19 protein-coding genes and 1 pseudogene are annotated in these 23978 nt (G+C 58.7%); 9 read left to right on the forward strand and 11 right to left on the reverse strand.

What is annotated here, in order from left to right:
* Position 1: 1 nt before the first annotated feature.
* Positions 2-1372 carry an aldehyde dehydrogenase gene (locus VV088_RS20125; RefSeq protein ID WP_334602437.1) on the reverse strand — a complete coding sequence of 457 codons (1371 nt, stop codon included), beginning with the start codon at positions 1370-1372 and terminating at the stop codon, positions 2-4.
* Positions 1373-1509: 137 nt separating this feature from the next.
* On the opposite strand from VV088_RS20125, the gene VV088_RS20130 reads away from it, so the two are divergent.
* From VV088_RS20130 to VV088_RS20140, 3 genes are all read left to right on the forward strand, one after another.
* Positions 1510-2325 (forward strand): hypothetical protein, encoded by an 816-nt coding sequence (locus VV088_RS20130; protein ID WP_334602438.1) that lies wholly within the window; start codon positions 1510-1512, stop codon positions 2323-2325.
* On the forward strand, positions 2319-2621 hold the full coding sequence (locus VV088_RS20135) for a PadR family transcriptional regulator (protein WP_334602439.1): 303 nt from the start codon (positions 2319-2321) through the stop codon (positions 2619-2621). The genes VV088_RS20130 and VV088_RS20135 overlap by 7 nt, the downstream gene beginning before the upstream one ends.
* A gap of 117 nt (positions 2622-2738) precedes the next feature.
* Positions 2739-3932 (forward strand): coenzyme F420-0:L-glutamate ligase, encoded by a 1194-nt coding sequence (locus VV088_RS20140; RefSeq protein ID WP_334602440.1) that lies wholly within the window; start codon positions 2739-2741, stop codon positions 3930-3932.
* 47 nt (positions 3933-3979) lie between these two features.
* On the opposite strand, the gene VV088_RS20145 is transcribed toward VV088_RS20140, so the two are convergent.
* Both VV088_RS20145 and VV088_RS20150 read right to left on the reverse strand, forming a co-directional pair.
* Positions 3980-5473, reverse strand: a complete 1494-nt coding sequence (locus VV088_RS20145; RefSeq protein WP_334602441.1) for a DUF342 domain-containing protein — start codon at positions 5471-5473, stop codon at positions 3980-3982.
* Positions 5474-5811: 338 nt separating this feature from the next.
* On the reverse strand, positions 5812-6720 hold the full coding sequence (locus VV088_RS20150) for a LysR family transcriptional regulator (protein WP_334602442.1): 909 nt from the start codon (positions 6718-6720) through the stop codon (positions 5812-5814).
* Positions 6721-6844: 124 nt separating this feature from the next.
* Between VV088_RS20150 and VV088_RS20155 the strand changes: the two genes are divergently transcribed.
* Genes VV088_RS20155 through VV088_RS20170 form a run of 4 tightly spaced genes read left to right on the forward strand, consistent with a single transcriptional unit; the run spans position 6845 to position 11129 of the window.
* On the forward strand, positions 6845-7081 hold the full coding sequence (locus VV088_RS20155; protein ID WP_334602443.1) for a hypothetical protein: 237 nt from the start codon (positions 6845-6847) through the stop codon (positions 7079-7081).
* 15 nt (positions 7082-7096) lie between these two features.
* Positions 7097-8071 carry an alpha/beta hydrolase gene (locus VV088_RS20160; RefSeq protein ID WP_334602444.1) on the forward strand — a complete coding sequence of 325 codons (975 nt, stop codon included), beginning with the start codon at positions 7097-7099 and terminating at the stop codon, positions 8069-8071.
* A gap of 14 nt (positions 8072-8085) precedes the next feature.
* Positions 8086-8850 carry a carboxymuconolactone decarboxylase family protein gene (locus tag VV088_RS20165; RefSeq protein ID WP_334601332.1) on the forward strand — a complete coding sequence of 255 codons (765 nt, stop codon included), beginning with the start codon at positions 8086-8088 and terminating at the stop codon, positions 8848-8850.
* Positions 8847-11129, forward strand: coding sequence for a flavodoxin (locus VV088_RS20170; RefSeq protein WP_334602445.1), 2283 nt, complete (start codon positions 8847-8849; stop codon positions 11127-11129). Before VV088_RS20165 ends, VV088_RS20170 begins: the two co-directional genes overlap by 4 nt.
* 473 nt (positions 11130-11602) lie before the next feature.
* On the opposite strand, the gene istB is transcribed toward VV088_RS20170, so the two are convergent.
* The 7 genes and pseudogenes from istB to ppdK all read right to left on the reverse strand — a co-directional run bounded on the left by istB (position 11603) and on the right by ppdK (position 19546).
* Entirely contained in the window at positions 11603-12400 is a 798-nt protein-coding gene (istB, locus tag VV088_RS20175) for an IS21-like element helper ATPase IstB (protein ID WP_334602446.1), read from the reverse strand.
* On the reverse strand, positions 12393-12881 hold the full coding sequence (locus tag VV088_RS20180) for a Mu transposase domain-containing protein (RefSeq protein WP_442913195.1): 489 nt from the start codon (positions 12879-12881) through the stop codon (positions 12393-12395). The genes istB and VV088_RS20180 overlap by 8 nt, the downstream gene beginning before the upstream one ends.
* Positions 12858-13672 (reverse strand): annotated as a pseudogene (gene istA / locus VV088_RS20185) (IS21 family transposase); the annotation flags it as partial. The pseudogene istA and the gene VV088_RS20180, both read right to left, overlap by 24 nt.
* A 101-nt stretch (positions 13673-13773) precedes the next feature.
* Positions 13774-14307 carry a hypothetical protein gene (locus tag VV088_RS20190; RefSeq protein ID WP_334602448.1) on the reverse strand — a complete coding sequence of 178 codons (534 nt, stop codon included), beginning with the start codon at positions 14305-14307 and terminating at the stop codon, positions 13774-13776.
* Positions 14300-16129 carry a Mu transposase C-terminal domain-containing protein gene (locus tag VV088_RS20195; protein WP_334602449.1) on the reverse strand — a complete coding sequence of 610 codons (1830 nt, stop codon included), beginning with the start codon at positions 16127-16129 and terminating at the stop codon, positions 14300-14302. The genes VV088_RS20190 and VV088_RS20195 overlap by 8 nt, the downstream gene beginning before the upstream one ends.
* Positions 16116-16463: a hypothetical protein gene (locus VV088_RS20200; RefSeq protein ID WP_334602450.1), complete on the reverse strand. Its 348-nt coding sequence runs from the start codon at positions 16461-16463 to the stop codon at positions 16116-16118. The genes VV088_RS20195 and VV088_RS20200 overlap by 14 nt, the downstream gene beginning before the upstream one ends.
* Positions 16464-16885: 422 nt before the next feature.
* On the reverse strand, positions 16886-19546 hold the full coding sequence (gene ppdK, locus VV088_RS20205) for a pyruvate, phosphate dikinase (RefSeq protein ID WP_334602451.1): 2661 nt from the start codon (positions 19544-19546) through the stop codon (positions 16886-16888).
* Between the two features lie 272 nt (positions 19547-19818).
* On the opposite strand from ppdK, the gene VV088_RS20210 reads away from it, so the two are divergent.
* Positions 19819-20097 (forward strand): DUF1294 domain-containing protein, encoded by a 279-nt coding sequence (locus VV088_RS20210; protein WP_334602452.1) that lies wholly within the window; start codon positions 19819-19821, stop codon positions 20095-20097.
* A gap of 88 nt (positions 20098-20185) precedes the next feature.
* Here the strand turns inward: VV088_RS20210 and VV088_RS20215 are convergent, their stop codons facing one another.
* Positions 20186-20431, reverse strand: coding sequence for a hypothetical protein (locus VV088_RS20215; RefSeq protein WP_334602453.1), 246 nt, complete (start codon positions 20429-20431; stop codon positions 20186-20188).
* Between the two features lie 179 nt (positions 20432-20610).
* Between VV088_RS20215 and VV088_RS20220 the strand changes: the two genes are divergently transcribed.
* The gene (locus tag VV088_RS20220) at positions 20611-23922 is read left to right on the forward strand and encodes an S-layer homology domain-containing protein (protein ID WP_334602454.1); all 3312 of its coding nucleotides are present in this window, start codon (positions 20611-20613) and stop codon (positions 23920-23922) included.
* Positions 23923-23978: the final 56 nt, after the last annotated feature.

Here is a 23978-nt window from a genome sequence, read left to right on the forward strand (position 1 = left end):
TTCAGCGCAGAAACAGCCGCAGCAGCCTGGCTTTGGTCCGGGTATAGGGCGGGTACCGGACGGGCAGGTCCACCAGGGTGGATTTTTTGACGATGCTCTTCCGGTGGGAGAAGGCGTCGAAGCTGGCTTTGCCGTGGTAGCTGCCCATGCCGCTGTCCCCCACGCCGCCGAAGCCCATGCGGCTGGTGGCCAGATGGATGATGGTGTCGTTGATGCACCCGCCGCCGGAGGAGGCCCGGCGCAGGAACTGCTCCTGGACCTCCCGGTCCTGGGAGAACAGGTAAAGGGCCAGGGGACGGGGGCGGGCATTGACAAAGTCCAGCGCCTCCTGGACCGCGTCAAAGGTGAGGACCGGGAGCACCGGCCCGAAAATCTCCTCCTGCATGACGGCGTCCTCCGGCGAGACCGGGTCCAGGATCGTGGGCTGGATTGCCAGCGCGGCCGGGTCCCCCTGGCCGCCGAAGACTACCTGAGCCGGATTGATGAGGCCCATCACCCGGTCAAAATGCTTCCGGTTGACCATGCGCACATAGCCCTTGTTGTCCAGCGGGTCGGAGCCGTACAGAACGGTGATCCACCGCTTTACATACGCCAGGAAGCGGTCCTTCACCCGGCGGTCGATGAGCAGGTAGTCCGGGGCCACGCAGGTCTGGCCGCAGTTGAGCAGCTTGCCGAAGACCAGCCGCTTGGCGGCCAGCTCCAGCCGGGCGGTTTTGTCCACAATGCAGGGGCTTTTCCCGCCCAGCTCCAGAGTGACGGGGGTGAGGTGGACCGCCGCCTTCGCCATCACCTCCCGGCCCACCGCCGCCCCGCCGGTGAAGAAGATGTAGTCGAACCGCTGATCCAGGAGGGCCTGATTCTCCGCCCGGCCCCCCTCCACCACCGCCACCAGCTCAGGGGGGAAGCACTCCGCCAAAATGGTCCGGATGACCGCCGAAACGGCGGGAGAGTCGGCGGAGGGCTTGACCACGCAGCAGTTGCCTGCGGCAACGGCCCCGATCAGCGGCTCCATGGTGAGCAGGAAGGGGTAGTTCCAGGGGGACATGATGAGCACCACCCCATAGGGCTCCGAGACGGTGAAGCTCCGGGCGGGGAATTGGGCCAGGGGGGTGAGGTGGGGCCGGTCTCTCATCCAGCGGGCCAGCCGCCGTTCCACGAAGGTCAGCTCCGACAGGGTGAGTCCTACCTCGCACATGTAGCTCTCGGCGGGGGACTTGTTCAGGTCGGCTTTGAGGGCGGCAGTAATGTCCGTCTCATGGGCTTTCATGGCCGCTCTCAGCCTCTGTAAGGCTCCCCGGCGGGCGGACAGGGGCAGGGTGGCCCCGGTCTTGAAATAGGCCCTCTGAGCTGTGACCAGCGCTTGGATATCCATGGAGCATCCCTCCTTTTTTTCAGCATACCATAAAAATTCCCCACCGTCAAAAATTTCTCTTGACAAAGTTCGTACAGCCGAGTATTGTATTTTTAACAGTACTATATTTTTAACATTAGCGAACGGAGGAATGATGTATGAAGCATCCCAAGTCCCTGACCCGTGAACAGTATTTGAAACAATTCAGCCGGGCGGTGCGGTGGCGTCTGCCGCCCCAGGAGTCGGAGGACGCCATTGCCGACTACCGGGAACTGATTTTCCAGGAGGAGCGGGACGAATCCAAACTGGTGGAGGAGCTGGGGGAACCCGTCCAGGCGGCCCACCTGCTCACCGATGTGACGACCTATCGCCGGTGGCTGAAAGTATTCGCGATACTGGCCTTTGGGCTGTTTTTGCTGGCAAAATGGGCGTGGACGGCGCATACCCGCCTGTACATACACGGGATAGAAGCGTGGTGGTACCCGGTATGGACGATGGCGGTAGGGCTGCCTCTGTCCCTGTACTGGTTCCGGCGGCACGGGCAGAAGAGCGGCCTGTTGCCTAAAAAGCTGATTTTTGCCCTGGCAGTCGTGCTCCTTCTGGGGATCGTGACATTGGTATGGACCTACTATCTGTTTGACCCGCAAGTGATGGCGCATCTGGTCGAGACAGCTGCGGGAAATCCCACGCCGTGGCAGATTATTGTGCAGCGTGAACTGCTGATTGAAGGCGGGACCGCCTGCGCCCTGCTTGCTCTGGCCGGGCTGGTGCTTGCCAAATGCTACGACCGCCGGTGGTTAGCCCTATATATCCTGTGCGTCACTGCAGCGGCAATCTTTGGGTTTGCGGAGTTTCATCTGACTAGCATGGATGTTTCCGCTCGAGGTGTTTTTGAACTGCAAGGTTACCTGTTCGCTCGGATTATCCCCATCGGCGCGGTGGGCCTCATCGGAACGGGGGTGGCCCTGTGCTGAAGAAGGACCTGCTGGAGCTGTGTCTGCTCCAGTTGCTGGCGGGGGGCGACAAGTACGGCTACGAGGTGCTCACCCCCCTGCGGGCAGCCTTCCCGGACACCCAGGAGAGCGCCATCTACGCCCTGCTCCGGGGGCTGGGGAAAGAGGGGTATACCGAATGGTACATGGCCCCTGGCGGCGGCGGGCCGGACCGGAAGTATTATCGGATCACCTCCGCGGGGCAGACCCGGCTGGAGGAAATGCGGGACCAGTGGCGCAATATGCGGGACGCCATCGCCTCCTTTGGGGTAGAATAGCCGCTTTGCCGCGTTAATCAGGAAAATTATATTTACAACCGGCCGAAATCGTGTTATCATACTATGTTGTGGAACGTAGTTCCACGCAAATGAAATCAAAACAAGGAGTGTTCCTTTATGAGCCGTATGGTCGGTACTGTATCCCGGGGCATCCGCACCCCCATCATCCGCAGCGGAGACGACCTGGTGGAGATCGTCACCAGCTCTCTGCTGGAGGCGGCAGAGGAGGACGGCTTTGCTATCCGGGACCGGGACATCGTGGCCATGACCGAGGCCATTGTGGCCCGCGCCCAGGGCAACTACGCCACGGTGGACCAGATCGCCGCCGATGTTCGAAGCGAGCTGGGCGGGGAGACGGTGGGAGTGATCTTCCCCATCCTCAGCCGCAACCGGTTTGCAATCTGCCTGCGGGGCATCGCCAAGGGGTGCAGCAAGATCGTCCTCATGCTCAGCTACCCCTCGGACGAGGTGGGCAACCACCTTGTCAGCATCGACGCCCTGGACGCGAAGGGGGTGGACCCCTACAAGGACGTCCTCACCCTGGAGAAGTACCGGGAGCTGTTCGGCTATGAGAAGCACCCCTTCACCGGGGTGGACTACGTGGCCTACTACCAGGAGCTGATTCAGGACTGCGGAGCCGAGGTGGAGATCATCTTTGCCAACGATCCCAGGGCCATCCTGCCCTACACCAAGCACGTCCTGTGCTGCGACATCCACACCCGTCAGCGCACCAAGCGGCTGCTCCGGGAGGCCGGAGCGGTGTCGGTCTACGGCCTGGACGATATCCTGATCCATTCGGTCAACGGCAGCGGGTACAACGAGAAGTACGGCCTGCTGGGCTCCAACAAGGCCACCGAGGAGCAGGTGAAGCTCTTCCCCCGGGACTGCCAGGGGCTGGTAGAGGCCATCCAGAAGCGGCTGCTGGAGAAGACCGGCAAGCATGTGGAGGTCATGGTTTACGGCGACGGCGCCTTCAAGGACCCGGTGGGGAAAATCTGGGAGCTGGCCGACCCGGTGGTCTCCCCCGCCTACACCGCCGGCCTGGAGGGCACCCCCAACGAGCTGAAGCTGAAATATCTGGCCGACAACGATTTCGCTGACCTGTCCGGCGAGGCGCTGAAGGAGGCCATCAAGGACCGCATCCACAAGAAGGACGGGGACCTGGTGGGCCAGATGGTGTCCGAGGGCACCACCCCCCGCCGCCTTACCGACCTGATCGGCTCCCTGTGCGACCTGACCTCCGGCTCCGGCGACAAGGGCACCCCGGTGGTCTTTATCCAGGGATATTTTGACAATTACACCACGGAATAAGAAAATGTGCCGCCCTATGGGCGGCACATTTTCACACCAATGTACCCTTATTTGATGAAAATCCGGCTCTCGACGGCGCGGATGTTGCAGTTTTCCTCCATCGTCGTAATTTTTTCTGCCAGCCGGCCAATCTGAATCTCCAGGACGGGGTGCAGATTTTCGCACTGGATTCTCCCGTTGCTTTTTTTGGACAGCATTTCGTCTAAAACGTTCAGCTCGACGGTCAGAGACTCCCGCCTTTCGTCATAAAGGTCCCGCTGCACGACCAGCTGCTCCAGCACCGACTTCTCCATATCCGAGATCCGGCTCCCCCGTTTCCGCAGGTCGGAGATGGTGGCCCAAAGCTTGTTCAAAGTGGACTGCACCTCCGCCAGCTCGGCTTTAAGCCGGTTCCAGGTCTCTGGACAGTGGGGAGGATAGCCCACCGAAAAGCGGCTCAGGTCACCGGCCAGATTGCCGATCCGCTGGCACAGGACGCTGCCGCCCGCCTGGATTCGGGTGCCCGCGATCATGCCGCGCCCGGTTATGGCGCAGACCGTTCCGGTGCAGCAAATGGTGCAGTTGGAAATCATCTCCGCAATCACGCTGCCTCCGGCGTCGATGTCCGCCCACTCCATCACCGGGGCCTGCACCTGACAGGCCGCGCTCAGAAAGGTTTTTTCGCTGCTCCCGTAGATGCCCTGCTGGACCCGGATGGTCCCGCCCTTGGAGGTCACCCGGGCCTGCCCCAGCTTGCCGTTGATGACAATGTCGCCGGAGGCTTCGATCTCGGCCCCGCCGTCCACATTTCCGCCGATATAGAGGTTCCCTGAGATCTGGAGGAGCCCTTGAAACTGGTCCAGATCGCCGTCAATGATGTTCTGCTCATGGATGCAGAACCGGTCCTGCTCCATGTACAGGAGCCCGTCTACGCTGGCGGTGAGCGCCTGTCCGCCCCTGCCGATGGCGGTGTTCGTCCCCTGAGGGACCAGGGCGCTGACGGTCTGCGGACAGGGAAGGGCCTGCCCTGTCACATCCATGCCGTCGGTTCCCGGCTTGGCGGGCCGGATCAGACAGATCACGGCCCCCTTTCGAATGGGCTGCAGCTGGATGTCCTGCTGGAAGTTCACCTGCCTTTCGTCCTGCACCTCCAGGCGCTGGTTCCCCCGCCGCTGGAACAGCTCGGTCACCTTGCCGTCCTCCCCCTCCCGGGGGGGCGTACCCTGGGCGGCCAGGAAGATGCGCAGATATCCGCGGTCAAATTCCTGCTGGAGGCTCTCCTGGGAGATGCCGTACGTAATGCCCTCGTAGTGCATGTCGTCCAGAAACTCCTCCAGGGTGAGTTCGGCTCCGTTGTTTTCCGGGGGAAGCAGGCAGGCATACGCCCGCATCCGGTTGGCTGACAGGATGAACTGCGCCTCCGCCTTGACTGGCTCCGATGTCTTTTTGCGCCGGGCCTTGCAGACCTCCTTCAAGCGGGCGACAAAATCATTGACCGTTTGGGTGTCATCGGGGTATTCCTCCCTGGCGTCCTCGCCAGCCGTGTCCAGCTCAGAAAGCAACCGCCTGTAGGGAGTGGGAGGGAATGCATTTTTTTCCTGTTCGTTCGTCCCATTCGTCACGGTGGAAACAAAACGGTCAAAAATGGACACCTTTATCCCCCACTTCTTTCTGAACTCCGTATTTGTGTGGACGACCGCCTCCCATGAACTGTAACGCCCCACTCTACAGGTAAACATTTACATTGTACCATTTTTGGATCAAATTATCAAGTATGATGACCTTTATCCGGCGTAAAAAAAGCGTGCGCCGCCCAGCCGACCGGCTTGGCGGCGCACGCTCTGTTTCGACGGGCTGCCAGTCTGACGGCTGGCCCTGCCGGAACGCTTCAGCAGCTGGCTCAGAACATCCGGGCGGGCCCCTGCATCTCTTTCGCCGAGCAGTGATCCTTCATCTCGTTCAGCAGCACCTCAGCCGCCGGAGAAAATACCGCATACTTTTTCCAGACAAAAAACAGCTTAGAGCGAAGTGTGGGCATCAGGGGCCGGAAGCACAGGGGACTGTCCGGACTGGTGTCCGTCAGCTTATCAAAGGAAAGCAGACAGCCCAGTCCCTCTTGGGTGAGAACACCGCCGTTGTAGGCCAGATTGCAGGTTGCCACAATGTTGAGCCTGTCTACTTTCTCCTGGAACCAGTCTGAAAGCTCCTTTTGCAGACCTTGCCGCGGACAGATCAACGGAACATCCAGCAGGTCCTCCGGCGCAAACGCCTCCCGTTCCGCCAGCGGGTGGTCCTTCCGCAGAATGATGCCCCAGGTGTCCGCACCGGGCAGGGGGAGGTAATTGTATTTGGACAGGTCGTTGGATTCCACCAGCACAGCAAAGTCCAGCAGGCCCTGCTCCAAACGTTCCGCCAGATCGCTCCGGTCGCCGCTGTATAGATGCACACGGATACGGGGGTACTGTGCCTGTACGGCCTTGATTCGCTGGGCAAGGTGCCTGATGCCCTCCGATTCCGCACAGCCAATACGAATATCGCCTCCGGTGATTTCGCCCAGGGCCTTAAATTCTTCCTCCGTTTTGTCTACCATCTCTAAAATATCCTCTGCCCGCTTCCGCAAAAGCATCCCTTCATCCGTAAGGCGGACATTGTAATTCCCCCGGATAAACAGCTTTTTCCCGAGCTCACCTTCCAACTCCTTCAGCTGCTTCGACAACGTGGGCTGAGATATATGGAGCCGTTCCGCCGCGTGTGTAATATTTCCTTCGCGGGCGGCCTCCAGAAAGTAGCGCAATACGCGCAGTTCCATCGTAACACCTCCCTGCCCAGTATAGCAAGCCTTGTCATTCCCTGCAAGAATAACTTGAAATAGAAAACGGGTATTTGCCATTTCAAGGCTTTGGCATTATACTCCAAATATAGGAGGTGAGAACGTGGCGGAAGCATCCGACACCGAAGGCATCCTCCGTCAAAATCTCATTGACGCTGGCTGTGATTTGGAACTCGTCCAACAGTGCATGGACTTGGCCCAGGGAGAGAGAATGGAAGAAATGAAGCGGATTCTGACCCGGCACAGGCAGACCTTGTTGGACATGATTCATGCGGAGCAAAAGAAGATCGATTGTCTGGACTATCTCTTTTATAACATGGAAAAGAATTTAAGTCGATGATAAGGAGTAACGATTATGAATGAAACACTGACTTTGACCCAGGAGTGGGATAAAACCTTCCCGAAGAGTGACAAGGTGAATCACAGCAAAGTGACGTTCCACAACCGCTACGGCATCACTTTGGCCGCTGACCTCTACGTCCCCAAGGGCGCGTCCGGCAAGCTGCCCGCCATTGCCGTCTGCGGTCCCTTCGGCGCGGTGAAGGAACAGTCCGCCGGCCTGTATGCCCAGACCATGGCGGAGCGGGGCTTCCTCACCCTCGCGTTCGATCCCTCCTTCACCGGTGAGAGTGGAGGCGCTCCCCGGTATATGGCCTCTCCCGACATCAACACCGAGGACTTCCAGGCGGCGGTGGACTATCTCTCTCTGCGGGACGATGTGGACCCGGAGAAGATCGGCATCATCGGCATCTGCGGCTGGGGTGGTCTGGCATTGAATGTGGCGGCCCTGGACACCCGCATCAAGGCTTCCGTGGCCTCCACCATGTATGACATGAGCCGGGTGAACTCCAACGGCTACTTTGATGGGGAGGACAGCGAGGAGGCCCGCTATGCCAAACGCAAGGCTTTGAACGCTCAGAGGCTGGTTGACTACAAGAGCGGCGAGTACGCCCTGGGCGGCGGCGTGGCCGACCCCATGCCGGAGGACGCTCCCTTCTACTTCAAGGACTATCACGATTACTACAAGACCCCGCGGGGTTATCACCCCAGGTCCCTCAATTCCAACGGCGGCTGGAATGTCACCGGCTGTATGTCCTTCCTCAACCAACCCATCCTGGCCTATGCGGGGGAGATTCGCTCCGCCGTTCTGGTGATGCACGGGGACAAGGCCCACTCCTGCTACTTCGGAAAGGACGCTTTTGCCAGGCTGAAGGGGGACAACAAGGAACTGCTGCTCATCCCCGGTGCTGTCCACACCGACCTCTACGACCGGACGGATATTATCCCCTTCGACAAGCTGGTTGAGTTCTTCCAAAAAAATCTGAAATAAAAGGAGGTCCCGGCATGGTAAAACAGACTGCGGGCAGGGATGCCCTGAATGATTTTGCTCCCAAGTTTGCGGAGCTGAACGATGATGTGCTGTTTGGCGAGGTCTGGTCGAGGGAGGATAAGCTGTCGCTGAAAACACGCTCCATCGTGACCATCACCGCCCTCATCAGCAAGGGGATCGTGGACAGCTCCCTGACCTATCACCTCTCCACCGCCCGGGAGAACGGCGTGACCCGCACCGAGATGGCGGAAATCCTGACCCATCTGGCCTTCTACGCCGGATGGCCCAACGCCTGGGCCGCATTCCGTATGGCAAAGGAGGTCTATGCCGGGGACGGCGAACAGGAACAGCACGGCGGCTTCTTTGGGCAGGGTGAACCGAATACAGCCTTCGCGCAGTATTTCACTGGCGGCAGTTACCTCAAGCCCCTGACTGATCCCCAAAAGACGGTGTTCATCGCCAACGTCACCTTTGAGCCGCGTTGCCGCAACAACTGGCACATCCACCACGCCCAAAGCGGTGGCGGGCAGCTCCTGATCTGCGTGGACGGCGAGGGCTGGTATCAGGAGGATGGGAAACCTGCCCAAAGCCTAAAACCCGGCGATGTGGTCACAATTCCAGCTGGTGTGAAGCATTGGCATGGGGCCAAGGCAGACTGCTGGTTCAGCCATCTGGCGGTGGAGTGTCCGGGTGAGGACACATCCAATGAGTGGCTGGAGCCGGTAACAGATGACATCTATGATGGGCTGTCTTTGCGCAGAAAGGAAGAACCAAAATGAAAAACAGATTTCTTTCCCTTTCTATGGCAGTCTGCATGATTTGCCTTCTCATATTGACCTCCTGCTCTGCGGCGGAGGTCCCCGCTGACAATGGCGGAACGAACTTGGATAGCACAGCGCTCACATCTGCGGCTCAGCCTGTGGAAGCGTTTACCGATGTGCCCTCTGACGCCTGGTACGCCGAGGCCGTTCAATACTGCCAGGGGAAGGGCTTGATGGCCGGCACTTCCAACACCACCTTTGCCCCGGAGGCCACCCTGACCCGCGCCATGTTGGTCACGATTCTGTGGCGGCAGGCGGAAAAGCCGGTGGTGAATTACCTCATGCAGTTTTCCGACGTCCCTGAGGGCCAGTGGTACAGCGAGGCCGTCCGCTGGGCAGCCAGCGAAACGCTGGTGGCCGGCTATGGCGATGGCCGCTTTGGTACCAATGATCCCATTACCCAGGAGCAGCTGGATTTGATTTTTCAGCGATATACAGATCAGCCTGTCACTGACGGTATTCCCGGCTTTGACGGCAGCTCCAGGCACACTACACGGGCCCAAGCCGCGACGGCGGTGATGAACTATGCCCAGCTTTCCCGGCGGGGTACGGGGAAGGTGCTGGTGGCCTATTTCTCCGCTACCGGAAATACCCGTCCGGTGGCGGAAAAAGTGGCGGAGGTGACAGGCGGCGACCTCTTTGAAATCGTCCCCGCCCAGCCCTACACCGCCGCCGACCTGAACTACAACACCGAATGCCGGGCCAACGCCGAGCAGAACGACCCCGGCGCCCGGCCCGCCATCGCCAGCACCGTGGAGAATATGGAGCAGTATGATGCGGTGTTCATCGGCTACCCCATCTGGTGGGGCCGCGCCCCCAAGATCATCCATACCTTTCTGGAGACCTATAACCTGAGCGGCAAGACCGTCGCCGCCTTCTGCACCTCCGGGGGCAGCCCTCACGAGGACGCCACCCTCCGGGGCTATGAGCCGGACGCCGTTTGGCTGGAGGGCCGGCGGTTCTCGGGCGCCTCTCAGGTGGAGGACTGGGTCAATGGATTGGATTTACCCAAAGCTGCGGAGGAGGAAAACAAGATGTACCTTCAAATCGGCAATACGGTCTGGACTGCGACCCTGGAGGACAATCCCTCGGCCACAGCGTGGAAGGGGCTGTTGGCCAAAGGACCGCTGACCGTGGATATGAGCGATTATGGCGGGTTTGAGAAGGTAGGCAGTATCGGCACGGCTCTTGCCCAAACCAACCGGCAAATTACCACCAGGCCAGGGGATATCATCCTCTATCAGGGCAGCAGCGTCACCATCTACTATGATCAAAACACCTGGAATTTTACCCTTCTGGGGCACATCGACGGCGTTACAGAAGCTGAGCTTCGTCAAGTGCTGCAAGCCGGCGGAGGCAATGTCTCCGTTACTTTTTCGCTGGAGCGGCCAGGGGACAGCGGAGCCGGAGTGTTCAATTTTGAAGCCAGAAGCGTTACCCTCAACAGCGGCTATACCATGCCCATCAACGGCCTGGGGACCTACAGCCTCCGCGGAGCGACCTGTGTCCATTCGGTAAAGTCCGCTCTGCAAAGCGGGGTCCGGCTGATTGATACTGCCTCCGCCTATGGCAACGAGGAAGAAGTAGGCCGAGCCATCCGGGAGGCCATTGACGAGGGCGTCATAAAACGGGAAGATGTGTTCATCATCACGAAGATCTACCCCGGCAGCGAAATGGCAGACCCGGAGCAGTCCATCCAGGCGTGTCTGGACCGGCTGGACATTGACTATGTGGATATGATGCTCCTGCACCACCCGGACCGGAACGATGTGAAAGCGTACAGGGCAATGGAAAAATTTGTGGAGGACGGAACAATCCGTTCCCTGGGTCTGTCCAACTGGTATGTAGAGGAGTTGGAATCTTTCTTGCCCCAGGTGACAATCACCCCGGCCCTGGTTCAGAACGAGATCCACCCCTACTATCAGGAGAATGATGTGATCCCCTATATCCAGAACCTTGGGATCGTGGTCCAGGGTTGGTATCCCCTGGGGGGCCGGGGCCATAGGTTGGAGCTGCTGGGGGACGAGGTGATCTCCGGAATCGCCAAGGCCCACGGGGTCTCCTCCGCCCAGGTGATCCTTCGCTGGAATCTGCAAAAGGGCGTGGCAGTCATCCCCGGCTCCAGCAACCCCGACCATATCAAGGAGAACACCGAATTGTACGGCTTCGAGCTGACCAATGGGGAAATGGGACAGATCAATGCCCTTGACCGGAACGAAAAGCATGATTGGTATTAAAATGACCCCCCCTATGCGCTGCTGTAGGCTGTGTATAGGGGGGATTTCGCTGTTTGGTCAAACATCTGTCCCGAACAAATTTACCCTTGACCAAAGCTCTCTGAGGGGATTCGATCTGAACATACGATTCTTTGGAGCAGGGATGTAATCTGCCGCATTGGCTCTTATGAGCTGTGAACATGCTGTATGCAACAATAAGACCCCGCGCCGTCAGACGCAAGGTCTTATTTTTCTATGGCGTAGGCTCAGTGTTAGTGCTCTGCACAGGGAGGTTTCCTTCATAAACATTAGACAAAGGTCTATATTCAGCAATCTGCCACACTGTTTCCGCTCACTCTTGTAGGGGGGAATATCACTCTTCTAACCGGCATTTCCGGGTGCTCAATCCTCTCTAACAATGTCAACGCCGATATGAAATTGCAAGAAAACGCCGAAGAAATTTTGTCATTTTTCGGCGGTGGTGGGTAACAAAATCAGCAGTTGCCTTGCTCAAAAAGAGTGTTCACGATTTGCTGCTTCTGGCGCATAAATTCCTTGCGTTCTTTCAGGCGGTAAGACTCACCCTTGATGTTGATAACGGTGCAGTGATGCAGGACACGGTCCAGGATGGCGGAGGCGATGGTGACGTCGGCAAAGACCTCGTTCCACTGGGAGAAGGTCTTGTTGGAGGTAAAGACGGTGGACGTCTTCTCATATCGCCTGGCAATCAACTGGAAGAACAGGTTTGCGCCCTGGATGTCCATGGGGAGGTAGCCGATCTCGTCGATGATAAGCATCCTGTACTTGGCGAGAACCTTGAGCTTGTCCGGCAGACGGTTCTCAAAATGGGCCTTCTTGAACTGCTCAATAAGCTGATGGCAGTTGATGTAGTAGGTGGAGAAACGGTGCTGTGCTGCCACAAGGCCCAGAGCGGAGGCCAGATGGGTCTTGCCCACGCCGGGCGGGCCAAGGAAGACCACATTCTCCCCGTTTTCCAGGAAGCGCATGGTGGCCAGTTCGTCGATCTGACGCTTGTCGATGGAGGGTTGGAAAGAGAAGTCGAAATCGTCCAGGGTCTTCTTGATGGGGAAGCCGGACATCTGGATCTGCTTCTCATAGGCCCGTCTCCGCTTGGATTTGGCTTCTTCTGAGAAAATGTGATCCAAAACCTCCACAATGTTGAGATCCTCCGCCACCGCCCGTTCCAGGTAATTGTCCAGAATCTCCAGGGTGTTTTTCATCTTAAGGGCTTCCAGGTTTTCCCTCAGCCTGTCCATAGTAAATTCAGTCATACAGCACCTCGTCATATCTGGATAAATCGGAGGGCTTCAAGGGGAAATCTATTACTTTGCCCTGTTCCAGCAGAACATTTTCCGCATCTATTGTCTGTTTCAGCGTAAGCCTTCTATAATGCTGAGGATTGACAACCATGTCCTTCCTTTGGTACGATATTCGGTGCAGAGCGATTTGCTTCCCCTCGTAATACGCAGCCAGCATACTGTCGAGGGCCACGACTGCCACATCTTTGCCGACATACTCCGCTGGCACGGAGTACTGATTTCCGGCGTACGAGATGAGGCAGTCTTTTTGTACTCGCCTCAGGTTGATTTTGTCGATGATATACTCGCGGGAGAGAGGGCTCAGCCCCTCTTTTTGTAGCCGCTCAAAAGGAATCTCGCTGGTGGTGGCGTGGACTTTCCCGTTCACCTTGTTGCACCAGGCCAGAGCCTGTCCGTTCAAGTCCGCCAGGCTGTTGTACTGGATCCCCACCATGAAATTATCTCTGACAAACTGAACCGTCCGCTCCATTTTCCCCTTGGTCTGACCTCGGTACGGCCGGCACAGAATTGGCTTGAACCCATAGAATCCCGCGAAGTCCTCAAACTGCCGGTTCAGCGTGGAGTCCTCCTGCTTCAAAAGCCGCTTGATGACTACCTGCTTTTGGATGGCTCTTAGCGGCTTTGCCGCTTAGAGCCATCGCATCCCCCTTGCGGGGACATATTGTCATACAGGATCTCCTCCGGGTAACCTCCGAAATACCGAAATGCGTTCTGATGGCACCGTATCAACGTGTTTGTGCTCATATCCGTTACGAACTCGATGTACCGCATCCGCGAATACCCCAGAATCATGAGAAAGCAATACAGCTTCTTCCACTTTCCGTCCTCGTATACCAGGTGATCCTCGAAGAATCCCCAGTCCATCTGCCCCTGCTTCCCCGGCATCGTCTCAAACCGCACTGTTGCTTTCTCATTCAAGTCCATCTTCCGGCTGCTCACATACGCCTTGACAATACTGTAACCTCCGTCAAACCCCATCTCCCGCAGCTTCTCCAGGATCCGCAGCGCTGAATACGGCGCCTCCTCCAGCCACTCGTCCACGATCTGCTTGTATGGGTCCATCTTTGTGGGCTTGGGTTCGCTCAATGTGTACTCCGGCTTCTGCGGCGACTCCGCGTACCGCTTTGCCGTCCGCGGGTCCATGTGGTACTTCCGGCCCAGCTCCACATAGCTCAACCCTTTTTGTCTGTCGCTTCGGATTTCCATCCACTGTGCTCCTTTCATTTCCTGACTCCCTTTCCGGGCTCTTTTTCGCCCTGATTGGGAGTCTATCTTTTTTCCCTCCTCTCCGCCACAAAACTACATTTTTTCCTCGGCGTTTTCTTTCATTTTATCATTGGCGCTGACACATCTACCTTCCGAAGTATCTCCAACAGCAACCCTTTGACAGAAGAATCAAAGGGACATTGAACACAGATGCAGGGAATGATCTTGGTGTGGGGGTTCTCTACCTCAATAATTCGATTCTCGGTAATCAGAGTGATTGCCCTGCTGATGGCAGATGATTTCCCAATACCAGAGGCCCCTATGATCGTAAAGCTGTCGGAGCCACCCATGATACCGCTGTACTCCTGCTGCATGATGGCCTTGAAGTTCTGGTTCTGCTGCTGGACTGCCAGTTTCGTCCCCTTTTTCTGCAATGACCGCATCAAGGCCAGATAGAGCTTACTATAAATCTCCAAGGACATCTGAGAGGGAACATACACCCAGTAGAGGTTGGAAAGTGCCATGAGCCGTACAGGAGCATCAGCATCACAGATAGCAGCATCATACTTCGGCAGCACTTCCAGGGCAGACAGCAGTTCATTCCCAGACTTCATCGGTGGCAGGATACGGATAACATCAGACAGATTATTCACGGCTCGTCCCCTCCTTCATGTAGTCCCGATGATTCTTTGTCTGCTCCTGTCTCCTGGTACTGCGGATATCCTTCATGTGAACATCACCATGACCAGCACCACTACCCACGATGGCCTCAATGTGTTGAGCAAGGTTGATCTGAGCCTGTAGGTTATCCCTGACTGCACCTCTGGCAATGACCTTCTGGCTCTCTTGTAACTCCTGTACTGCTGTCAAATCCTTACCCTCAAATCTGGATTCGATGATGGAAAACTCGGTATATGTACCATCCTCCAGTACCCACACGGAGGTCACATTTTCTGGATTGTAGGCTACAGTCACATCACCGCCAGATAGATACTGTTCCGTATACCCCTCACAGTGATACCGCAACTTGTTTACCTTCAATCCTGACCTGCTGAACTTACCTGTAGTCCTCGGTAGCAACGTCAGCATCAGCTCTCTTTTCCCAATTTCAATAAGATTAGCTCCGATTTGGGATTTTCCCCAATTCCAGATTTGGGAGGCGTAGGGCTTCACTTGGGCGGCAATCATGTCCTCGGTATAGGGAAAGCTCTCAATGATCCGCTGAGAGTTGTAGTAGATGATGCAATGCAGGACGATCTTCTCAAAGTCGGTCATAGTCAGACAAGCATCCTTCCGGTAGTCATGCGCACCACGTTCCTGATAGTCAGGCTCAATTACACCTTTGCCCTTCAAATGCTTCTTGTAGCTCTCCTGTACCAGATCGAAGAACTTCTCTATCAGCCCCTTCAACTCTGGCCTGTAAGAAGGTAGATTAACAACCTTAACCCCCAGCTCTGCAATCTGCTCAAAGTTCTCGGATGTATACTCGCTACCCATATCGGTGATGAACGTAGCTGGAAGCATACTACAGTCCCAATCCTCTTTCTGGATAGAGATACCGAACTTCTGACACCAGCTAACCTTGTCAGATATGATGTTGAGCATCAGCCCTCGGAGGCTGTAGACACCACCTTCCCACGACAACGAATACCCACAACACAGACCACTGTAGGCATCAATGCAGGCTGTCAGGATAGGTCTGCCAACCAGACTACCAGTGTCGTTGACAAGGTAGATGTCGCAGACGGTAGCATCAAACATTCCTACTCCAGCAGCAGGTGCAAACTCCTGTACTCCCTCACCCACAAGGGGTCGATTGTTCCGCTGATAATTCTTCAACCCATCACGGGAGATATAGAAGTTTTGAAGGTTCCTGGTCTTGCGGTAGAAGTACCGGAACTGATAGAAGGACGGATATTCCTTAGTCAGTACCCCCAGGCTATCACAATACTTCTCCTTGAGCATCATCGTGTAGGCCGTCATGAGAGATTGTTTCTTCGTGGTGTAGAAGAATTTGTTCAACGCCCACCGGATGTTCTTCTCGTCCTGGGTCAACACTCGTTCATCCTCCCTACGTCTCGGAGCAAGAGCAGCCACATCCAGGTAGACCAGATACAGACAGAGATAGCTTCTGACGGTCTGCTTCGACACTCTATGTTTTTCAGCCACGGAGCAGATCAACCGGGAACGCATCCGGTCATCGGCTACAAAGGGCAGGATAGGAGCAATCATTGTGTACCTCTTGTACATGACCTTCCTCTGATCTGCATCCAGAGCATCAACATCAGATGGAATAATCCCTGTAGCCTTGGACAACTCCTCGCAGGTACACTCGAAGTAGGATTCCAGAACCATCATCTCGACCCACACGGGCATCGTTCTCTTGATGCAGTCAATTACCAGAACTCTATCAGCCTGTACTTCCAGCACTCGGATGATGTTCTCACCAGACCGAAGCAGATCATACTTCTTCATCAATGACCACCCCCCAATCCGTGCCCCCATGCCTGAGCCAGTAGTCCCTTGAAGTGTCCAGCAGTTTCACCGTCAGAGGCTTCATCAGGAACTTGCGGAACACACACTCCCTGACCATTAGATCACCATCTGCCTTGGTGCATACAAAGTCAGAGGTATATTCCCCAACCTCCAATCCGTCCAGCAGAACATTACACCTGATCTCGACAACCTCATCACTGGATTGCAGCAGGTCAGCATAGGCATACTGGATAGCATCATACGTCCGGCAGACCTCAGCACACTTACCAATCACCCTCTTCTCACATCGGCCCTTGAAGTTCTTCTTCCTCATGATTGTAGTCCTCCCCTGTGGGAACACTCTGCTCCAGTTCCCCAAAAGCAGTCCCCAAAAACGAAGTCAGCTCAATCTGGGGGAATTGGGGCCTGTACTTTTTGGGATAGCTGACTTGCTCAAAGCCCCTGTTTGCAAGGCTTTCAAGCCTGTTGCCATTTCCCCAAAAATCCAATCTGGGAATATCACCATGTCGTAGGGCAATGTGATTTATTCTGTAAGGGGCAAAGTCGTTTATCCACCCCGCCCCCCAGGCCGGACGCCCCTACTCCATGGTGATATAGTGCAAAATGTTCCTAAAATCCTTGTGTTAAGCAGGGAAAGGATAGTCCAGAGGACAAAAATAAGACCCCGCATCGTGAGATGCAAGGTCTTATTTTTCTATGTCGGAGGCTAAGTGTTATTGCCCTGAACAGGATAAATCACATTGCCCTACGACACTTGCTCTCGGTCGCTCTGGGATTTTTTATAGCTGCCTGAGCGGCGGCCAGCCGGGCGATGGGCACGCGGAAGGGGGAGCAGGACACATAGTCCAGGCCGATGTCGTGGCAGAACATCACGGAGGAGGGATCGCCGCCGTGCTCGCCGCAGATGCCCAGCTTCACGTCGGGGTTGGTGGACCGGCCCCAGCGGCAGGCATTGGCGATCAGACGGCCCACGCCATGCTGGTCCAGCCGGGCGAAGGGATCGCTCTCGTAGATCTTCTTCTCATAGTAGGCGTCCAGGAACTTGCCGGCGTCGTCCCGGCTGAAGCCGAAGACCAGCTGGGTCAGGTCGTTGGAGCCGAAGGAGAAGAAGTCAGAGTGGGGGGCAATGTCGTCGGCGCACATGGCGGCCCGGGGAATCTCGATCATGTTGCCCACCTTGTACTTCATATCGGAGCCGGCCGCCTTGATCAGCTCGTCGGCCACGCTGGTGACGATGCTCTTCACATAGGCGAACTCCTTCAGCTCGCCCACCAGGGGGATCATGATCTCGGGGACCATGGTCCACTCGGGATGGCGGGCCTGGACGGCCAGGGCGGCCTTGATGACGGCGCGGGTCTGCATCCGGGCGATCTCGGGGAAGGTGACGCTCAGGCGGCAGCCGCGGTGGCCCATCATGGGGTTGAACTCATGGAGACCGGCGATGATGGCCTTGATGTCCTCCACGCTCTTGCCCATATCCTTGGCCATGAGGGCGATGTCCTCCTCCTCGGTGGGGACGAACTCGTGGAGCGGGGGGTCCAGGAAACGGACGGTCATGGGGCGGCCCTCCAGGGCCTCGTACATGGCCTCGAAGTCGCCCTGCTGCATGGGCTCCAGCTTGGCCAGAGCCTTCTCGCGCTGTTCCACGGTGTCGGAGCAGATCATCTCCCGGATGGCGGGGATGCGGTCCTCCTCAAAGAACATGTGCTCGGTGCGGCACAGGCCGATGCCCTCCGCGCCGAACTTCACCGCCTGAGCGGTGTCCCGGGGGTTGTCGGCGTTGGTGCGCACGCCCATCTGGCGGTACTTGTCCGCCCAGGCCATGATGCGGCCGAATTCGCCGGAGATGGAGGCGTCGATGGTGGGGATGGCCTCGCCGTAGATGTTGCCGGTGGAGCCGTCCAGGGAGATCCAGTCGCCCTCCTGGTAGACCTTGCCGTCCAGCTCGAACTTCTTGTTCTCCTCGTCCATCTTGATGGCGCCGCAGCCAGACACACAGCAGGTGCCCATGCCCCGGGCCACCACGGCGGCGTGGGAGGTCATGCCGCCCCGGACCGTGAGGATGCCCTGGGAGGCCACCATGCCCTCGATGTCCTCGGGGGAGGTCTCCAGGCGGACCAGGCAGACCTTCTCGCCCCGGGCGGCCCACTCCTTGGCGTCGTCAGCGGTGAAGACGATCTTGCCGCAGGCGGCGCCGGGGGAGGCGGGCAGTGCGGTGGCGATGGGGGTGGCCTTCTTCAGCGCGGCGGGGTCAAACTGGGGATGGAGCAGGGTGTCCAGGTTGCGGGGGTCGATCATGGCCACCGCCTTCTTTTCGTCGATCATGCCCTCGTCCACCAGATCGCAGGCGATCTTCAGGGCGGCGGCGGCGGTGCGCTTGCCGTTGCGGGTCTGGAGCATGTAGAGCTTGCCGTGCTCCACGGTGAACTCCATGTCCTGCATGTCGCGGTAGTGGTCCTCCAGCTTCTGGCACACGTCCTGGAACTGGGCAAAGGCTTCGGGGAACTTTTCCGCCATCTCCTGGATGGGCATGGGGGTGCGCACGCCGGCCACCACGTCCTCGCCCTGAGCGTTGGTGAGGAACTCGCCCATCAGCTTCTTCTCGCCGGTGGCGGGGTTGCGGGTGAAGGCCACGCCGGTGCCGCAGTCGTCGCCCATGTTGCCGAAGGCCATGGACTGCACGTTGACGGCGGTGCCCCAGGAGCCGGGGATGTCGTTCATGCGGCGGTAGACAATGGCCCGGGGGTTGTTCCAGGAGCGGAAGACGGCCTTGATGGCCCCCATCAGCTGCTCCTTGGGGTCGGAGGGGAAGTCGGCGCCAATCTTGGCCTTGTACTCCGCCTTGAACTGGCTGGCCAGCGTCTTCAGGTCGTCGGCGTTCAGCTCCACGTCCTGGGTGACCCCCTTCTTCTCCTTCATCTCGTCGATGAGCTGCTCAAAATACTTCTTGCCCACCTCCATGACAACGTCGGAGTACATCTGGATGAAGCGGCGGTAGCAGTCCCAGGCCCAGCGGGGGTTGTTGGACTGCTTGGCGATGACGTCCACCACCTGCTCGTTCAGGCCCAGGTTCAGGATGGTGTCCATCATGCCGGGCATGGAGGCCCGGGCGCCGGAGCGGACGGAGACCAGCAGGGGGTTCTCCAGATCACCGAACTTTTTCCCGGTGATTTTCTCCAGCTTGTCGATATATTCCATGATTTCGGCCTGGATCTCGTCGTTGATCTTCTCGCCGTCCTCATAATACTGGGTACAGGCCTCGGTGGTGATGGTGAAGCCCTGGGGGACGGGCATGCCGATGTTGGTCATCTCAGCCAGGTTGGCGCCCTTGCCGCCCAGCAGGTTGCGCATGTTGGCGTTGCCCTCGGAAAAGAGGTACAAGAATTTGGTAGCCATTGGTAAACATCATTCCTTTCTAGCGTATACGGCGCTCCAGCCGTCCGTCTCCCGGCGGGAACGCCGTGGTGGGGAGAGAACTGCGGACTAGAAAAATGGTTCGCAGTTTCTGGAATACCGTGCATAATATTATACAGACGGCTTATCGGTTTTTCAAGATTATTTAGAAAATTTTCCATAGAAATTCCAGGCGAAATTTTGTTGAAAAAGGCGGTTACAGGCGTTATCCTTTGAGAGGGGCGAAAATACATCAGAAAAGAGGCGGGTTTTTTATGGAAAAGGAGCTGGGACAGCTGCTGGGGCTGTATCTGCTGGCGGCAAATCTGGCCGCGTTTCTGCTCATGGGCCTGGACAAGGGCCGGGCGAAGCGGGGGAAGTGGCGTATCTCCGAGAAAACTCTGTTTCTCCCGGCCGTCCTGGGGGGCGCTCTGGGCGGGACGCTGGGGATGCGGTTTTTTCACCACAAGACCAAACACTGGTCCTTCCGCTGGGGCTTTCCCCTGCTGCTCCTCCTGCAGCTGGCCGGGCTGGGCTGGTTCGCCTGGCGGTGATGCGGAGCGAGCCGGAAAAACGGACAAAACCTCCTGTATGCGCAATTGCGGTACAGGAGGTTTTGCTGTGGGGCGACGATCCTGAGGATCAGGCGGGGCACTGGCGTCCGGTGTGGTCGATGGTGTACTGGCCGGTCAGAATCATCTGGGAGATGGGGACGAAGGTGTAGCCCTCCTGAAGGAGGGTCTGGATGATGGTGGGCAGGGCCTCCGGCGTGTGGAGGGCGGCGTTGTGAAACAGGACGATGGACCCGGGCTGGACCTTGGAGGTCACCCGTTGGATGATCTCTCCAGCTTCCAGGTCCTTCCAGTCCAGACTATCGCCTTCCCACATAGCTTCAAGGGGAGGGCTTTGTGAAAAAAGAAAAAACCTTTCGAATTTTGTCGAACTATGTTATAATTTTTGTGCATATTGTTTGGGCCAAGGCATGCCTTGGCCGTCCTGCACGGGTGCAGGACGAGTCCTATTCCCCCATTATGTGACCTGAAAAGGCCGGAAAGAAGAGATGAGAGATGAAAAAGAGATATTTGAGCAGTCTGCTGGCAGGATGCATGGTGTTGAGCTTTCTGCCAGTCCGCGGGCTGGCGGCGGAGGCCCGGACGGGAGCGGCTCCCCCCGCTGCGGAGGCGATCGTGTACCGCCATTGGGAGGACCTCTCCGCCTGTGATTCCGCCGTGTTCTCCGTTGGAGAGTGGGACGACTCCGGCGTGTTTGTGGACGGCGTCTATGAGGGGTACCGGGCGCAGCTGGACGAGGCCGGTCAGGGGGTATACGATCTGCTGCGGGAGGCGGCCAAGGACATGTGGGCCGTCTCCAGCGAGCAGAGCCTCACCATCACCGCCGACACCACTGCGCCGGACTGGAGCGCTCAGGTGCTGGCGCCCGCCTGGTACGCGCTGGAGCGGGACCATCCCGAGTGGCCCTGGCTCCGGGGCGAGGGGGTGACATTTTCCGTCCCCGTTCTGGAGGAGGCTCAGGTCACGATCACAATTACAGGGATCGCGGAGGAGGTCCTCAGCGGACGGGAGGCATTGTCCGCCGCAGTGGAGGAGGGGGTGGCAGAAATCCCGGCTGATATTGAGGCAGGCGATCGCCTGCAGATGATCCACGACTACCTCTGCCGCCGGGCCGTATATGACCGGGAGGCGGACTTCGGGCAGACGGCCTACAGCGCACTGGTCAACGGACGGGCGTCCAGCGCGGGGTATGCGGCCGCCTTTAAGCTGCTGTGCGACGCGCTGGGGTTCCCCTGCGTCCATGTCAGCGGCCTTGGGGTGCAGAACACAGGGATGGAAAGCCATGACTGGAACTACGTCAAGGTGTGGAACTGGTGGTATGCGGTGGACGCAACCTGGGACGATATCCGGGAGGACGCGGAGTTTATCGCCTGCGACTTCTTACTGGCGGGCGGCGACACGCTGAACTGCGAGCTGAGGTTTCAGGAGAGCCATCTGGAGTGCAATGTGTGGTCAGGGAGCGAAGGGACGACGGACGCCGTGGCGTTCCCCTATCCGATGCTGTACCCCGAGGCGCTGCTCCCTCGCAAGACCGTGGCCGTGTTCGGCACGATGTATGCTCAGGTCAGCGCAGGCCAGACGCTGGGCAGCATAACCGAGTTTGACTACTCGCCCTCGTTCGTCATGACAGTGGAGGGGGAGGAGTTTTCGGCCTACCGGTCCTGCTGGAAGGAGGACCCCAATACGGTGCTGAGCGAGCCTGGCGAATATGAATATTATCTGTTTATCCTCCCGGCGGACCGCTCGGACGGACCGTTTGCCGATGATGTGGCGAAGGTGGTCGTCACCGTCACCATGACGCAGAGGACGCTGGCCGCTGCGGTTCAGGGGACGGTGGACAAGGTGTACGATGGAACCGCCGGCGCCGGTACGCTGAACGGCAGTGTGGTGTTGGAGGGGGTCGCGGGGGCGGATCAGGTCTTTGTCACGGCGATCCCCGGCCCATATCCCGGCGCCAGCGCCGGAGAGGACTATCCAGTGGTGCTGACCCTGTCGCCGCTTTTCGGGGCGGATGCGGACAAATATGTCCTGCCGCCGCAGACCTTGACCGCCAGCGGCCGGATTCTCCCGAAGCCGCTCACCGGGGCGGCGGTGGTCCAGGACGGCGTGCTCACCTATCATGGCGGCGCGCAGACCGGCGCGTTTACAGTCACGCTGGACGGCGAGACCCTGACGCCGGGCAGGGACTACACGATCAGCGGCGGTCAGGCCATCGACGCGGGGGAGACCGCTGTCACGGTTACCGGTATGGGGAACTACACCGGCACCGCCGGGGGCAGGATGGTCATCGAAAAGGCGGAGCCCAGTTGTTCGATCCCGGAGGGGCTGGAAGCCGCCCCCGGCGCTCCGCTGAGCACCGTGCCGCTGCCCTCCGGCTGGGCCTGGCTGGCCCCTGAGACGGAGGCCGCCAGCACCGGAGCCTTTCCGGCAGTGTACACCCCCGCCGATCCGGCCAACTACTGTTCTGTGGAGCGGGATCTGACGGTCACCGTCCAGAGCGAAAGCGCGCCAGAAGCACCCGGTACCTCCGGCGGTTCCGGCGGCGATACCGAGAATTCCGGCGGCGATACCGGAGATTCCAGTGGAGATACCAGCGGTTCCGGCGAAGGTACGGGCGGTTCCGGCGGAGGCTCCGGCAGCTCCGGTGGAGGCTCCGCCGGCTCCAACGGCAGCGCCGCCTCGTCCGGGAGCGTTTCCACGGAGCAGAGCGGCGGGTCCGCATCCGTTACCACCATCGCGCCTGCCAGCACGGTGGTCGATGGAACCGCTGTGGCGGCGGTCTCCTCCAGTGACATGGCGGAGGCGGTGGCGCAGGCCCGGACCGGAGGCAGCGGGGAGGTGGTCATCGCTCCCAAGACCGCCGGAGATCTGGAGCGGGTGCAGGTGAGCATTCCTGCCTGGTCGGTGGGACAGGTGGGCAGCCGCACCGGCGCAGATCTGACCATTTGCACTCCCATCGCCAGCGTGACGGTGGCCAACCGGAGCCTGGCCGGGCTGTCTGCCAGCGGCGGCTCCGTCGTCGCCGCTGTGGAGCACACCGGCGGCAGCGTCTACGCTCTGAGCATAACTGCGGGCGGTCGGGCTGTGGAGAGCCTGGACGGCGGTGTAACCCTCCGGCTCCCCTGTCCCGGCGCGGACCCGGGCACGGTGGCTGTCCTCCTCCAGGATGACGGGTCCCGCCTGGTCCTTCGCCGGTCCGCCGCTGTGGACGGGGTTTTAACCGTTCCCCTGAGCGGCCCCGCCCAGGTGGAGATCGTGAGCAATGGCAGGAGCTTTGACGATGTGTCCGCCTCCAGCTGGGCCTATGGAGCCGTCTCCTTTGCCAGCGGGCACGGACTGTTCAGCGGTACCGGGGCCAATACCTTCTCCCCCGACCTGAATATGACCCGCGGCATGCTGGCAGCCGTCCTCCATAATCTGGCGGACAACCCGGACAGCGCCCATTCGGCCGCCTTCTCCGATGTGGACAGCGGCGTCTACTACGCGGACGCCGTGGCCTGGGCCTTTGAGCAGGGGATCGTCTCCGGCTATGGCAGCGGCGTGTTTGGCGCGGAGGACAGCGTGACCCGGGAGCAGCTGGCGGTCATGCTGTATCGGACCGCGGGAAGTCCCTCCGCCGGGAACGGCGGGAGCAGAGGCTTTGCGGATTCCGAGGCCATCGGCGGGTATGCCTCCACCGCCATGGATTGGGCGGTGGAGACAGGGATCATCAACGGAGTCGGCAATGGGCGGCTGGACCCGCAGGGACTGGCGACCCGGGCCCAGGTGGCCCAGATGCTGAAGAACTATGTGGAAAGCAGGTTTTAAAGGCGCATAGAACAGGGGACAGCAGCTTGCCGCTGCTGTCCCGTTTTTTGGAGCGG

Source organism: Lawsonibacter sp. JLR.KK007 (genome assembly GCF_036941135.1).
Lineage (GTDB): Bacteria > Bacillota > Clostridia > Oscillospirales > Oscillospiraceae > Lawsonibacter.